This is a genomic window from Bacillus sp. sid0103 (assembly GCF_019219025.1).
The window spans coordinates 164,287-178,981 of record NZ_JAHUWN010000011.1; the positions used below are offsets into that span (position 1 = coordinate 164,287).

The 14,695-nt window shown below is 38.0% G+C and carries 16 protein-coding genes and 1 riboswitch; of the genes, 9 read left to right on the forward strand and 7 right to left on the reverse strand.

Annotated elements, in window-relative coordinates; genetic code table 11:
• Window positions 1-43: 43 nt before the first annotated feature.
• From KW850_RS14210 to KW850_RS14230, 5 genes are all read left to right on the forward strand, one after another.
• Entirely contained in the window at window positions 44-1,255 is a 1,212-nt protein-coding gene (locus KW850_RS14210; RefSeq protein WP_218348229.1) for an argininosuccinate synthase, read from the forward strand.
• Window positions 1,256-1,316: 61 nt separating this feature from the next.
• Window positions 1,317-2,693, forward strand: a complete 1,377-nt coding sequence (argH, locus tag KW850_RS14215; RefSeq protein WP_218348230.1) for an argininosuccinate lyase — start codon at window positions 1,317-1,319, stop codon at window positions 2,691-2,693.
• Window positions 2,694-2,859: 166 nt separating this feature from the next.
• Window positions 2,860-2,969, forward strand: a riboswitch (SAM riboswitch).
• 77 nt (window positions 2,970-3,046) lie between these two features.
• The gene (locus KW850_RS14220) at window positions 3,047-4,285 is read left to right on the forward strand and encodes a homoserine dehydrogenase (RefSeq protein WP_218348231.1); all 1,239 of its coding nucleotides are present in this window, start codon (window positions 3,047-3,049) and stop codon (window positions 4,283-4,285) included.
• Between the two features lie 230 nt (window positions 4,286-4,515).
• Entirely contained in the window at window positions 4,516-6,363 is a 1,848-nt protein-coding gene (locus KW850_RS14225) for a glycosyltransferase (protein WP_218348232.1), read from the forward strand.
• Window positions 6,364-6,393: 30 nt separating this feature from the next.
• Window positions 6,394-7,083, forward strand: coding sequence for a glycosyltransferase family 2 protein (locus tag KW850_RS14230; protein ID WP_218348233.1), 690 nt, complete (start codon window positions 6,394-6,396; stop codon window positions 7,081-7,083).
• Between the two features lie 265 nt (window positions 7,084-7,348).
• On the opposite strand, the gene KW850_RS14235 is transcribed toward KW850_RS14230, so the two are convergent.
• From KW850_RS14235 to KW850_RS14245, 3 genes are all read right to left on the reverse strand, one after another.
• Window positions 7,349-7,534: a YfhD family protein gene (locus KW850_RS14235; RefSeq protein ID WP_218348234.1), complete on the reverse strand. Its 186-nt coding sequence runs from the start codon at window positions 7,532-7,534 to the stop codon at window positions 7,349-7,351.
• Between the two features lie 131 nt (window positions 7,535-7,665).
• Entirely contained in the window at window positions 7,666-7,800 is a 135-nt protein-coding gene (locus KW850_RS14240) for a YfhE family protein (RefSeq protein ID WP_082797355.1), read from the reverse strand.
• Between the two features lie 118 nt (window positions 7,801-7,918).
• On the reverse strand, window positions 7,919-8,827 hold the full coding sequence (locus KW850_RS14245) for a TIGR01777 family oxidoreductase (RefSeq protein ID WP_218348235.1): 909 nt from the start codon (window positions 8,825-8,827) through the stop codon (window positions 7,919-7,921).
• A gap of 77 nt (window positions 8,828-8,904) precedes the next feature.
• Here KW850_RS14245 and recX point away from each other — a divergent pair, with 77 nt between their 5' ends.
• Entirely contained in the window at window positions 8,905-9,720 is an 816-nt protein-coding gene (recX, locus tag KW850_RS14250) for a recombination regulator RecX (RefSeq protein ID WP_218348236.1), read from the forward strand.
• An 8-nt stretch (window positions 9,721-9,728) separates the two neighbouring features.
• On the opposite strand, the gene KW850_RS14255 is transcribed toward recX, so the two are convergent.
• Entirely contained in the window at window positions 9,729-10,406 is a 678-nt protein-coding gene (locus KW850_RS14255) for an SDR family NAD(P)-dependent oxidoreductase (RefSeq protein WP_218348237.1), read from the reverse strand.
• A gap of 87 nt (window positions 10,407-10,493) precedes the next feature.
• Here KW850_RS14255 and KW850_RS14260 point away from each other — a divergent pair, with 87 nt between their 5' ends.
• On the forward strand, window positions 10,494-10,817 hold the full coding sequence (locus tag KW850_RS14260; protein ID WP_218348238.1) for a YfhH family protein: 324 nt from the start codon (window positions 10,494-10,496) through the stop codon (window positions 10,815-10,817).
• A gap of 52 nt (window positions 10,818-10,869) precedes the next feature.
• On the opposite strand, the gene KW850_RS14265 is transcribed toward KW850_RS14260, so the two are convergent.
• Window positions 10,870-11,046 (reverse strand): small, acid-soluble spore protein K, encoded by a 177-nt coding sequence (locus KW850_RS14265; RefSeq protein ID WP_088085862.1) that lies wholly within the window; start codon window positions 11,044-11,046, stop codon window positions 10,870-10,872.
• A 126-nt stretch (window positions 11,047-11,172) separates the two neighbouring features.
• On the opposite strand from KW850_RS14265, the gene KW850_RS14270 reads away from it, so the two are divergent.
• Entirely contained in the window at window positions 11,173-11,442 is a 270-nt protein-coding gene (locus KW850_RS14270) for a YfhJ family protein (protein ID WP_218348239.1), read from the forward strand.
• Between the two features lie 710 nt (window positions 11,443-12,152).
• On the opposite strand, the gene KW850_RS14275 is transcribed toward KW850_RS14270, so the two are convergent.
• The gene (locus tag KW850_RS14275) at window positions 12,153-13,133 is read right to left on the reverse strand and encodes a metal-dependent hydrolase (protein ID WP_218348240.1); all 981 of its coding nucleotides are present in this window, start codon (window positions 13,131-13,133) and stop codon (window positions 12,153-12,155) included.
• Window positions 13,134-13,258: 125 nt separating this feature from the next.
• Between KW850_RS14275 and mutY the strand changes: the two genes are divergently transcribed.
• Window positions 13,259-14,359: an A/G-specific adenine glycosylase gene (gene mutY, locus KW850_RS14280; protein WP_218348241.1), complete on the forward strand. Its 1,101-nt coding sequence runs from the start codon at window positions 13,259-13,261 to the stop codon at window positions 14,357-14,359.
• Between the two features lie 26 nt (window positions 14,360-14,385).
• On the opposite strand, the gene KW850_RS14285 is transcribed toward mutY, so the two are convergent.
• A complete protein-coding gene (locus KW850_RS14285; RefSeq protein WP_218348242.1) occupies window positions 14,386-14,610 on the reverse strand; it encodes a hypothetical protein in 225 nt (74 codons plus the stop codon).
• Window positions 14,611-14,695: the final 85 nt, after the last annotated feature.

Here is a 14,695-nt window from a genome sequence, read left to right on the forward strand (position 1 = left end):
GGTTGGATAAAAATACACAGATAGTAAGAGGAGAATAATTATCATGACAAAAGAAAAAATCGTTTTAGCCTACTCAGGCGGTTTAGATACATCAGTATCAGTAAAATGGATTCAGGAAAAATATGGCTATGATGTGATTGCTTTGGGTCTAGATGTCGGTGAAGGAAAAGACTTAGAAGCAATTAAAAATAAAGCACTGAATGTAGGAGCTATTAAGGCCTATATGATCGATGCAAAAGAATTATTAGCGAAAGAATATATTCTACCTGCCTTAAAAGCTAATTGCTTATATGAAGGAAAATACCCATTATCTTCAGCTCTTTCTCGCCCGTTAATTTCAAAATTATTAGTGGAGGTAGCTGAAAAAGAGGGTGCTACTGCTGTAGCACATGGCTGCACAGGTAAAGGAAATGACCAGGTCCGTTTTGAAGTTTCCATTCAAGCATTAAACCCAAGCTTAAAGGTCGTTGCCCCTGTTCGTGAATGGGGAATGACACGTGATGAAGAAATCAAATATGCTGAGGAAAACGGAATTCCAATTCCAGTAGATTTAGATAATCCATTTTCAATTGATGCGAACATCTGGGGCCGTGCTTGTGAGGCGGGAGTGCTGGAAGATCCATGGGCGGAGGCACCAGAAGCAGCCTTCGATTGGACGAATCCAATTGAGTTAACTCCTGATACAGCTGAGTATGTTGAAATCGAGTTTGAGCAAGGGGTACCGGTTGCTCTTAACGGTGAAAAACTTCCGCTAGTTCAATTAATTGAAACTCTAAATGCGCTTGGCGGCAAACACGGTGTTGGCCGTATTGATCATATCGAAAATAGATTAGTAGGGATTAAATCTCGTGAAGTCTACGAAAATCCTGCTGCACTCATTTTAATCAATGCCCATAAAGAATTAGAGTTTTTAACCTTAACTCGCGAGGTTACTCAATTTAAGACACAGGTTGAACAGCAAATGGCTAAGATCATTTACGAAGGCCTTTGGTATTCTCCTATCAAACCGGCACTAGATGCATTTATTAATGAAACTCAAAAGAATGTTTCCGGAACAATTCGTGTTAAGCTTCATAAAGGGAACCACACTGTTGTTGGCAGAAAGTCTCCATACAGCCTATACAATGAAGAACTAGCAACCTATTCTAAAGGCGATGCGTTTGATCATAATGCCGCTGTAGGATTTATCAAGATTTGGGGTTTGCCAACAAAGGTTTATTCAGAAGTAAATAAAAAGGAAACTATTTTAAAATAATTCGGATTGCCCTCGAGTCCTTTTCGAGGGCTCTCTTATTAGGGTAAAGGAGGAGCACTAAATGTCGAAGTTATGGGGCGGCCGTTTTACAAAAGAAACCAATAAGCTAGTTGAGGAATTTACAGCCTCAATTTCTTTTGATCAAAAGCTAGCTAAGGAGGATATCGCTGGAAGTCTCGCCCATGTGCAAATGCTAGGTGAGTGCGGCATCATTCCAATGGAGGATGCCCAAAAAATTAAGGATGGCCTTCTCTCCATAAAAAAGTTGGTTGAAAATAATCAGGTTGAATTTTTAGTAGAAGATGAAGATATTCATATGAATATTGAAAAGCTATTAATTGAAAAAATCGGTCCTGTGGGTGGTAAACTTCATACCGGGCGAAGCCGTAATGATCAGGTAGCCACCGACATGCATCTGTATTTAAGAACAAAAACGACGGAGCTTATAAAATTAATAGAAGATGTTCAACAGGCATTAATCGAGCAGGCGAAGGAGAATGTCCAAACCTTAATTCCTGGATATACACATTTGCAGAGGGCCCAACCTGTATCCTTCGCCCATCATTTAATGGCCTATTTTTGGATGTTTGAACGTGATAAGGAGAGATTGATTGATAGTTTGAAGCGCATCAATTGGCTCCCACTTGGTTCAGGGGCATTGGCAGGTACTACTTTTCCAATTAACCGTGAACGCGTCGCTGAATTGTTGGGGTTTGAAACTGTTTATCCAAACAGTATGGATGCTGTCAGTGATCGCGACTTTATTCTTGAATTTTTATCAATAGGGTCCATTATCATGACCCATATTTCCAGATTATCGGAAGAACTTGTGATTTGGTCAAGCCAGGAGTTTCAATTCGTTGAGCTAGACGATTCGTTTTGCACAGGTTCAAGTATTATGCCGCAAAAGAAAAATCCAGATGTACCTGAGCTACTCCGTGGAAAAACAGGTCGGACATATGGTAATTTAATCGGCTTGTTAACCGTTCTTAAAGGCTTACCTCTCGCTTATAACAAGGATCTACAAGAAGACAAAGAAGGTATGTTTGATACCGTTGAAACGCTTGAAGGTTCGTTAATGTTATTAGCGCCAATGATTGAAACCATGACTGTTAATAAAGATGTCATGCGTAAGGCGATTAATAATGATTTTTCAAATGCCACAGATATTGCCGATTACTTGGTGCGAAAAGGTCTTCCCTTCCGTGATGCTCATGAAGTGATCGGAAAAATTGTTTTATATGCCATTCAATCTAACAAATTTTTACTGGATTTGAGCTTTGAAGAATATCAAGGCTTTAGCCCATTATTTGATGAAGATATTTATGAAATATTGGCTCCAGAGCATGTGGTTAGTGTCCGAAACAGTTTCGGGGGAACGGCTCCTGAGCAAGTCGAGAAGCAAATCAAGCTAGCTGAGGGAAAACTAGAGCGATAAAGATGAAATTCTAGAAGCCTGCCATTTGGCAGGCTTTTAGGGTTAGGGAGAAATATCCCTATTGCCTTTGTAATAAAAAGAAATTTCAAATAATATTGACAACTACAAAGGATTCAACTAGAATTCTTTTTATAACTTAGAAATTTAATGAAAAATTTAAATAAAACTCTTATCCAGAGCGGCGGAGGGACTAGGCCCGATGAAGCCCGGCAACCATCAAGTTAATTCTTGAAAAGGTGCTAATTCCTGCAGGTTATTTAACCTGACAGATAAGAGGAGGAAACTAACCCTCTTCTTATGAAGAGGGTTTTTACTATTTGGTCATGTCTAATATAAGTGAAGGGTGGATAAACATGTCTGTAATTAAAGTGGCAATTCTAGGTTTCGGAACAGTCGGGGAAGGTGTTTATAGAACGATGCAATCCCATGCGCAAGAACTTGAGGGAGTATTAGGAAAAAAGGTCGAGGTTGCAGGCGTACTAATCAGAAATAAGCAGAAAAAGAGAAATATTGATGAAGATGTTTTAGTCACTTCAGATTTCAATGAAATTTTAAGACTTCCACAACTGGATGTTATCGTCGAAGCAATCGTCAATAAAGAACCCACCTTTACATTTTTAAAACAAGCCATTCAAAGAGGATGCCACATAATTACAGCTAATAAAGAGATGTTTGCACACCACGGGAAAGAGCTGATCGCGTTAGCAGAGCATCATAATGTTTCGATAGGTTACGAAGCGACAGTTGCGGGTGGTGTACCTGTAATTCAAACCTTAAGGCAGTTATTAAATGTTAACCGTGTTCGTCACGTCCAAGGAATTCTAAACGGGACATCAAATTTCATCTTAACGGAAATGCGTGAGAAAAAGCAGTCCTTTGCTGACGCCTTAAGTTTAGCGCAAGCGAAGGGATTTGCTGAAGCAGATCCAACCAACGATGTAGAGGGATTTGATGCTTTTTATAAAACATTAATACTTAGCAGAATTGCTTTTGGAGAGGAACCAACATGGGAAGATGTCGAACGGGAAGGGATTACATCGATTACAAGTGAATTAATTGAGGCAACTGAAAAACTTGGATTAAGGTTTAAACATGTTGCGAGTATTAGCAGGTTAGGTGGTCAAATTAACGCAGCGGTTAGACCAGCCCTTGTTGGAAAATCTCATCCTTTTTTTTCTATTGAAGGCGTAGAAAATGCAGTAAATGTTCAAACGGATATTGTGGGTAGTATTACTTTACAAGGACCAGGTGCTGGAATGTTTCCAACTGCAAGTGCAGCCATCGAAGATTTAGTCTATGTCTGTCAAAAAAAGCCGACAAATAAGAATTTCACAAAAATGCCAGCAATTCATTTAGGAGATAAAAAAGAGCATGTAGACGAATTATGGTTAATTCAAGGTCTCACAAAGGATTATAAAAACCCTCTGATAACATGGATTGCTCAATCTAGTGATGAGACAGCAATTATCCGGACAACTATGGAAGTAATTAAACAGTTAATTAGTGAACAAAACGTTAGGTGTTGCTTTGAAATTTTGGGGGAGTATGAAATAGAAAGCAATAATAAAGAAGTAACATTAGCTGCCATATAGGTTAAAAGATGTAATAAGCAATTATTTCGTAAAAAAAGAGCAGGGGCTCTTTTTTTTTGTCTTGAATTTCTATTCTCTTAAATGGAGGGAATCAACAAATAGCTAAAAAAAGTCAACAAAGCAACTAATAACTGGGGATAAGTCTAGTCAAAATCAAATGATAATCATATTGTGTAAAAGCTCAACCAAATGGACTAGTTATTTATCAAAGTAAATTGAAGAGGTGCGTCATGTTAAGGAATAGCTTAAATGGACGTTTATTAACGAATCTGAAAAATACATTTACCTATGAGTTTTGGGTATTGCCTGAAAATGTTCATCGCATCGATAAACAATCTCGGGATAAGCCAACTGATGGAAATGGAAAAAATTATATCATTGGACCTGCACAGGGGGTGTCCGATAATGATGCTGGGGTTAGTGTTTCAGTTGGACTAAATGGTATAACGGTTTATGAACATACTAAGGAGAACATCTATGCGGTGTTAGTCTATGAAGCCATCATTAATGATCTCATTCACATTGCTGTTGTCTATGATGAAAGAGAGCCGCTGCTATTCATTAATGGGAAGTTTGTAAAAAAGGGTGATGGAAGCCCTAAAAAGTATGTCTACCCATCTGGGATGATTTGCTGGCAGCCAGGTCTTTTCTTTAATGGTGATATTAACGAAATTAGACTTTGGGATCACTGCCGGACAGAAGAAAATCTTAATGATTTTTTGAATAAAAAGCTTACTGGAAACGAGAAAGGGCTATATGGTGTTTGGCCAACTCCGACTGTAAATGAACTAGAACCACAGAGGGAAGATCCAAAAATCAAAAAGTCCCAAAATAACAAGGACATAAGCTCTAAAGAGAAACATATTAAAGAAATCCAAGTAAATCAGATCCAAGAAATTGAAGTCAGTATTATTATTCCTTCCCTAAATAAATATCCACTAAATCTCCTGACTCTCTTCTCACTGGAATACCAAACCTTCAATCCTTCAAAAATGGAAGTTATCTTTATAGATGATGCTTCAACAGACCAAACGGAAGAAAAGATAAAGGGCTATAAGCCTCCGTATCATTTTAAATATATACGTAATAAAAAGAACCTAGGAAGAGCGAAGGTTCGAAATTTAGGCATTCGTTCAGCAAGAGGGAGCGTTCTTATTTTTCTTGATGCAGAAATGATAACAGAACCTGATTTTGTTGAAAAACATCATAAGTTCCACCAATCAAAAAATAAGCATATTTTGTCAGGGGCAATGCATTCAAAAGTCATATATTCATGTATCTTTCCTGAATTTACTCCAGAGAAAATAAACACAATCGCAACTTTAACAAAAAATAATAAGTTGCTTTATTCCAGGTTCAAAAACTTTAAATATCCATCTAAACAACCATACCCGTTGTTGGAAAAAAGCGATATTGCAAGAAAGGCTTTCAAGGATATAGGAGTTGTAACATACCCATGGTTCCAATCGATAACCGACAATTTTGCTGCTGACTTAGAAGGATTTTCCTTTCCATGGATGGCATTTCTTACAGGAAATGTTTCCATTCGAAAAGAGTTTATTACTCAGGCAGGATTGTTCGATGAAGACTTTGTCCAGTACGGTTACGAAGATTGGGAAATAGGATATCGTTTATTTAAAATGGGTGCCAAATATATTGCTAGAAATGATTTGATAACGTATCATCAAGAACACCCTATAGGCGAAAGCAAATGGAAAGAGGCAATTAACAACCTTGGACTGTTTATTTTAAAGCATCATGACATCGATGTTCTTATTCTTGGATTAGAGATTTCAGGTCTTGTAGATTTATTAACGATGAGTAAGCTATTAAGCGAATATAAATTACTCATTCAATCTTATCCAGAGCAATTTCAAAAATTCCAAGAAAAATTCATACACATTCTTGAAACAATTGTCCTTTTACTTCAAATCGACATCCGTCACATAAATATCTTAGGAGCTGCAGGCTTTGGCTCTTACGACATAAAAGAGCTTCAAGAAGAAATTAATTCTATCAAAACTCTTAAAAAGTTTACTAATTTAACCTCCCTTTTAGAAAAGGTCATGAACTCATAAAATAATTCTCCAAGCTAAAGGAGTGAGAATGTGGTTTCCATTATTACTTGTACAATAAGAGAAGAGAATATCAATAATGTTTTTAAAAATTATAAACAGCAATCCTGGAAGAATAAAGAGCTTATCATTATCCTAAATAAGGACTCTATGAATATGGATAAATGGATTACTAAGGCAAGGAAATATCGTAATGTCCAGATTTATCAATTACACGAAAAAGCAACATTAGGTGACTGCTTAAATTTTGGGATTATGAAATCAAATTATGATATTATTGCAAAATTTGATGACGATGACTATTATGGGCCTGACTACATTAAAAGTTCGATGGATGCTTTTAAAAATAAAGATATTTCTATTATTGGAAAAAACTCTTTATATATCTATTTTAAAAATAAAAAAGCGCTGATCCATGTGCCAGGTAATGAGAATTCAATCACAGAAACTGTTGCTGGAGCGACATTGATGTTTAGAAAAGATGTCTGTCAAAAAGTTCAATTTGAAAAAGTAAATCGAGCTGAGGATTACTTTTTCATTGAACAATGTAAGGAGAAGGGGTTCAAGGTCTATTCAACTGACCGTTTTCATTTCGCAGTTATCAGAAATGATGCCGATAAACATACGTGGAAGATTTCCGATAAGGATCTAATGGAATGGGGGGAAATAATCGCCTTTACAGATGATTTCCAAATATTAGTGTCAAAAAATGTCGAGATTTGAGGATCTTGTAGGGTCAATTTAAAAGGCTATGTTAAAGCTTATTGTTGATTTTGGCACCCTGTTGATCTACGTTCCGGCGCGAAGACTCCTGCGGGAGGACGGGGCAGGGGAGACCCCGCAGGAGCGCAGCGACCAGGAGGCTCCCCTGACCGCCCGCGGAAAGCGAAGCGCCTGGAGCGGAAATCAACAGGCAAGTTTAACAGAGCCATTTAAAAAAAAGAAGCAGGATGTCCTGCTTCTTTTTTTGATTCATTTTCGTAAAGATTTATTTATTTCTTTTTGTTTGTACACGCTGATTCGCTGCGTTAGCACGTGCCTGTGCCTCAAGGTCTGCATGGTCTGCAAATTCTGCAGAATATTCTACATCATTTCCATCCGTTTTTAGGTTCTTAGGTGTTTGTGGAAGTGAACTTTTATTGCTATTACCAGTTCCGTTATGCATACGGCCCATTACTAAAAAACCCCTTTCATTGTCAATAACAAGGAGCCTAATTGCTCCCTTTACTATCATTTACAATTTGAAAGGGAACCATGAATGGAAAATCCTTCAGCAGCACGCTCTAGCTTGCAGCAATGGGAAGCCTATAGTCTGGTTTTCTTGTCGTGATATCCGCCTGCACGGTCCGCCATTTTAAATTCTCTTTGATAAGAAACCTCCTGCATACTCGTTAATGAGTATTTGCCTCGATCCTTATCCTTTTTCTTTTTTTCCGCCATTTTGCTCATTCCTTTCAACATTCTTTAGTTAATCGTCATCAAGCTATGTGGTAAAAAATAGAAGCACTATATGTACTTATTTCCATTTTTACCTTTTAAGAAAGGAATGATACGGTTTTTATGAAAATATATTTTTTAATGCCAAATTTAGATCGGCATACTGAAATTGATAGCCATTTTCCAAAAGCTTTTTCGGTAATACCATTTGACCATCAACAACCAAGGTACTCATTTCACCCAAAAGGAGTCGAAGGGCAAAACGTGGAACAGGCAGCCAATGGGGACGGTGCAATACGATTGAAAGTGTTTCTCCAAATTCAGACATTGTTACTGGGTTTGGAGCCGTAAAATTAATCGGGCCATTGATTTGGTCCTTTTCGATAATAAAGGATATCCCTTTTACGACATCCTCAATGTGAATCCATGACATCCATTGTCGACCATCCCCAATTGGGCCGCCAATAAATGATTTATAAGGAAAGGCTATTTTAGGCAGGGCCCCTTCGTGTGGATCCAGGATGATTCCAAACCTGCAAAAAACGGTGCGTATTCCTAAATGGGGGGCTTTACTCGCCTCGTCTTCCCATTGCTGCACTGTTTTGGATAAAAAATCATTCCCAAATCCATGGTTTTCTTTTTCTGTAAAGACTTTTTCCAAGGATGTTCCATAAATGCCGATAGCACTCGCATTAATCAGTGCTTTTGGTTTGGTTTTTAATTTTGAGATGATGTTTATTAGTGCGTTAACCGATTCTAACCGACTAGTAACGATTTTTTCTTTTCTTTGTTCAGTCCAACGACCGCCATTAATTGATTCGCCAGCAAGGTTAATAAAAATATCGGTACCCTCAAGTTCATGCCAAGTGCTTGTATGTTCAGTTAACCATTGGACATATTGAATCCGATCGGTCGTATTTTTGTCTTTTAATCCTCTAGTTAATATGATTACCTCATGATTGTTTTTCACCAATTGAGACATTAGGGCTTTTCCCACAAAGCCTGTTCCACCTGCAATGGTTATTTTCAATTTTTCCGCCCCCTTATTACGTTTTATCTTACAATATTTTATAGGGAATATGGTAAAGTATTGTTGAGGTGAATAACATGGCCATAATTACAAAGATCACCACTCAACAGAAAAATCAAGATCGCTTTAATATTTTTATGGATTACGGCAAGGGGAAGGGTGAGGAATTTGCCTTCAGTGTCGACAGTGATGTTCTGATCAAATTTAACTTAAAAAAAGGAATGGAACTTGACGATTTTTCCTTTATGGAAATTCAGTATCAAGACGACATTCGTAAAGCTTACAACAAAGCCATCCATTATTTATCCAGAAGGATGAGGTCGGAAAAAGAAATAAAGGAATACCTTACTACAAAGGAAATAGATGAACCTGTCATCAATGAAATTATCCATAAACTATCCGCTCAGAAATACATAAATGACGAGGAATATGCTTTCGCTTATGCCCGGACACAAGCCAATACCACTGATAAAGGTCCAACTATAATTAAAATGGAACTAAAGGAAAAAGGAATTAATGAAGGCACAATCATGCTTGCATTAGACGAATATTCCTTAGAACATCAGATTGAAAAAGCAACCAAAATAAGTGAAAAGTTTTACGAAAAGAACGCAAAGGATTCACTAAAAATTCAAAAACAGAAGCTCGAGAATTTGCTGCTTAGAAAGGGTTACCCTTATGATGTCATTCATATTGCTGTTAATGAAATTTCAGTAAATAATGAGTCTGATGAGGATATGGAGGCAATTCGATTTCAAGGAGAAAAGGCTGCCCGAAAATATAGTAAATTCAGTGGCTTTGAATTTCAACAAAAGATGAAGCAGGCCTTATATCGAAAAGGCTTCCCAATGGAACTGATTGAATCATACTTAGCAGAATTGGAAAAATCATGACCCAGATGTCATGATTTTTTACTTTCAATAATAATAGAGTCTTCATCGATCTGTTCCATAATCATTTCAGCAACTTCTCTTGGCGTCCGGAAACGTGAAGGGTCTTGGACGTGGTCGCTATGATCCCAAAATGGGGTGTCCATTCCTCCCATATAAACAGCAGTTATTTTAATGTTTTGATCCTCATATTCCTTTTGCAGGCTTTCGGTAAAACCTCTTACCGCGAATTTACTAGCAACATAGACAGCTTCATTCACTTTTCCGCGTAAACCTGCTGTCGAAATAATATTTATAATTCTCCCATCAGGATTTTTAAGTACATGTGGTAATACTGCTTTTGTCAACAATAGAGTGCCAAGTACATTTGTATTAATCATTTCCGCCATGTGTTGTTCATCTATGTCAACAAAGGGACCGAAATGTCCAACACCTGCATTATTGACTAACCCGCAGATAGAATAGGTGTGGCTGATTTCTTCTATTTTTTTCGATACATCATCCGCGTTTTGAATATCAAAGGGAAGGATATCTGCTTTTCCCCCATGTGCGATAATTTCATCTCTAGCTGTTGTTAACTTTGTAATCGTTCTCCCAGTAAGCAAAAGGTGAAAACCTTGCTGGGAAAAAAGGTGTGCTAATTCTTTTCCTAAACCCGAACCAGCCCCAGTAATGATCATTGTTTTCATATATAATCTCCTTCATTCAATTCATTCTTTATTAATTATATAAAAATTACTATACTAAAATAAAGGGATAAGGGGAGTGGATGATCAATGCAACAGGATAAACGCTATAGTGTAATGACCGAGCATGAATTACGAAAGGAAATTGGCATTCTTCAAGAACAGGCTAGAAAAGCAGAACAAATGGGGATGGTGAATGAGTTTGCCGTGCTTGAAAGAAAGGTTCAATTGGCAAAAGCATACCTGATTGACCCGGATGCCTTCAAAACTGGTGAACTGTATGAAATAGAAGGGAACCCAGGACAATATTTTAAAATTGACTATCTAAATGGTGTGTTTGCCTGGGGTTATCGACTTAACGGGGATGGTCATGAAGAGGCCTTGCCTATCTCTCTTTTAAAAAAGCTAAAATAATGGGACAAACCAGAGAGTGCCCCTCTGGTTTGTCTTATTTTTAAAGAAAAGGCTATTTATAAACTTGGGGCGACTCATCGTCGCGCTCCCCGGATGCGCGCATTCGCTCTTGTGGATGGGTATTAATCGTGCCGTCTGCTCTTTTTGATGCATATTCTGCCTTAGCCCGAGGCTCTCCCTCAAACTTATTGTTATTCTGATTTGGGAAATTCGTTGCTTTATTTCTCATGATATACCTCCAAAAGGGAATGAGAGCACGTGAAAAGCAATGCAATCTCATTGCTTACCACGTAACGTTAGTATCTGCGTTATTAATTTAGGTTATGTTAAAAGAAATTGGCAATGAGGTGTTTATATGAATAGTTACCATGAAGAATTAGCAAAACTGCTGCTAAGTAAAAATGACAAGCTTAGCTATAACCAAGCTCGAACATGGGTGGAACTGCTATGGGAAGATTTTGAAACCACCTATGCAAAAGCAGGCTGGGAATATAAGGGCAGTGAAATGACTGAGAGAATAGTCAAACAATGGATTGAAAACTATGGAGAAAAACTACACGAATTTGCCGCAACCAATCCAAAATACAAAGACTTGTTAAAGCAAGATAAAAATAGTTTAAACTAAGGTTATCTATTCGGACAAGACAAGTAGGAGATCACCTAAAGCTGTCCGAATACTAGGCTTATTCGGACTGGACAAGTAGGAAATCACCTAAAGCTGTCCGAATGCTAGGATTATTCAGACAGGATAAGTAGGAAATCACCTAAAGATGTCCCGAATGCTAGGCCTCTTCGGACAGGATAAGTAGGAAATCACCTAAAGCTGTCTGAATGCTAAGCTTATTCAGACAGGACAAGTAGGAAATCACCTAAAGCTGTCCGAATGCTGAGCTTATTCGGACAGGGCATAAAGGAAAACACCTAAAGCTGTCCGAATGCAAGGCCTATTCGGACAGGACATAAAGGAAAACACCTAAAGGTGTCCGAATGCTAGGCCTCTTAGGACAAGTCAAGTAGGAAAACACCTAAAGCTGTCCGAATGCTAGGCTTATTCGGACAAGACAAGTAGGAGATCACCTAAAGCTGTCCGAAATACAAGACTTATTCGGAACAGTCAAGTATGAAAAAGGGGATAGTAGTCCTGATACACGGCGGCTTAATTGGACAGACCAGGATGGAAATCGGGATTTTTTAATAAAAAGCTGATATTCAATATAAAAATAATGAGTCCAATTCAGTAGCGAATTGGACTCTAATTATGGGCTAAATATATTTTTTCACCAAACTACTTATTACGTATACAGAACATTTTCTGTGCTGCTAGTTGTGGAATTTTTAACTTGGGATAATACTTAATTTTTTTCGCAATTTCTTCTCACTGAATACCCATCCAGTATAGGAACTAATCGGTTTCAGGTCACAATCTAATTGTACAACGGCAACAAACGGGTAGTGGCCATTGCTTCGATAGCGTAAATCAATAAAGCGAACCTCGTAGAAATCAGAGTATTCATCCACTTCCCAGCGATAGACTGGCGAAAATGATAAAAATGCGGAAAGATTTTTATCCTGCTTAGCTGCCTCGATTACTGGAGTCTTAGGGACAGGGACACGATTGAAATAATCTAAGATCTCAACTTCGTTATTTTCTGCCTTACCGACAAAAAATTGTTTCTTGTTCATGGCAGCAATTCTCCATTGATGAAACCTCATCGTTGGTGCAATAATTATTTCTGTTGCATCAGGTATTTTCGTTCTCACCTCAGCCATTACACGATGCTTTGCCCTAAAGCGTAAAATATAGTAGCCACCAATTACAGCATACATGATCAAGAAAGTATATCCTGGTTCGGCACCTAATACCCAAATAGCAATTCCGAGAATATGGATGCCAAAGATAATCGGATCAAAGGTATTAATTACACCCAGAGCCACCCATTTTGTAGAGAATGGTCTTAATGCCTGGGTTCCATATGCATTAAAGATATCAACAAAAACGTGGATAAAAACCGCCGCAAATGTCCAGGCCCATAAGTGAAACAGATTGGCTTCTTGGAAAAACGGATAGATAACAGCTATTAACAAAAGCGGCCACAATATGACAGCTGGAATGGAATGGGTAACCCCTCGATGATTGCGTATATAGATCGCATTATTCTTTAGCTTTAAAACCGTGTCAATATCAGGTATTTGCGACCCGGCAATCGTTGCAATTAAGACACTGGTCGTGGTGGCATGGCTACTGGCAACAATAGGATCAAGTGTTGCTAATCCACCTAAAGCAATGCCCATGACAACATGTGTTCCTGTATCCAAAAGGAAATCCTCCTTTAAATTAATTTCTTGTCAAACAGGATCAATTGACTTATCGTAGTACGATACATTACTTATTATATTGCCTTTTTTCAAACAGTTTAACTACACCTGGAGGAACAAAAGTTATGATTATTGAACTAAAGAATATAGAAAAAATCAACATATCTGCTTTTCAAACCGATTTAATTACCTGGTTTAAACAGGAACAACGAAACTTGCCATGGCGGAAGGACCAAGACCCATATAAGATATGGGTGTCAGAAATCATGCTCCAGCAAACAAGGGTGGATACGGTCATTCCATATTTTAACCGTTTTATTGAATGGTTTCCCACCATTGATGATTTAGCTGTGGCCGAGGAAGAAAAAGTATTGAAGGCCTGGGAAGGGCTCGGATACTATTCCAGGGTACGAAATTTACAATCAGCGGTTAAGGAAGTAAAGGAGAAATATAATGGAAAAGTTCCAAATAATCCAGATGAGATTTCTGAATTAAAAGGGGTCGGGCCTTATACTGCAGGGGCAATATTAAGTATTGCTTACGGGATTCCTGAACCAGCTGTCGATGGTAATGTGATGAGGGTTTTATCAAGAGTGCTTTCGATTTGGGAAGATATTGCGAAACCTTCCACTAGAAAAATATTTGAAAAAGCAGTTCGAGAGTTAATTTCTCATGAAGACCCATCCTCATTTAACCAAGCATTAATGGAATTGGGAGCGTTAATCTGTACACCCACCTCTCCTTCATGCTTATTGTGTCCTGTTCGGGACCATTGTCAAGCGTTCGAGGAAGGGGTACAACAGGAACTTCCGATAAAAACCAAAAAAGCCAAAACACGTGAAGTTCAACTTGCGGCTGCTATCCTTTTGGATAAAGAAGGAAAGGTATTAATTCACAAGCGGCCAGCAACTGGTTTACTTGCAAACTTATGGGAATTACCCAATGTTGAACTTCACCATCCCTTGCAAAATGATCGGGAACAGGTTGTTGAACTATTTGAGCATTCCCATAAAATAAAAGTAAAGTTTGAAAAAATTATAGGCCAGCTTCAGCATGTTTTTTCACATTTGGTATGGAATATCAATGTATATACTGGTACATTCCTATCTGATTTTCAGGAAAGTGATGAGTGGAAGTTTGTTTCACTTGAAGAAATGAAACAATTTGCCTTTCCTGTCTCTTCCCAAAAAATGCTTAAGCTTTATCTAGACCACAAAAGGGAATAAACGCCGCAGATCTGCGGCGTTTTTTTTCAATCGGATACTGTTTTTGTTCCATGTGTATAATCTGCCTCTTGCCTTTTGAGACCGCCGCGAGTTTCAATTTCCTCAATAATTTCGCGATGGATCGTTTGTCCCTCACTATTTAAATAGGGGGTAATTTGCTGGAAAGAGTGGTGGAAAAAAGCAAGTTCACTGCTTTTCCAATCAGATTTAGCCATCATCGAAAGCTCTGTCATATCACGTCCAACATACATTTATGCTACTTCCTTTCCAAATGTTATTTACTCTTATTGTTTAATATTAATTGTCTTCTATTCCTGGAAAAGCTAAAATGAATTG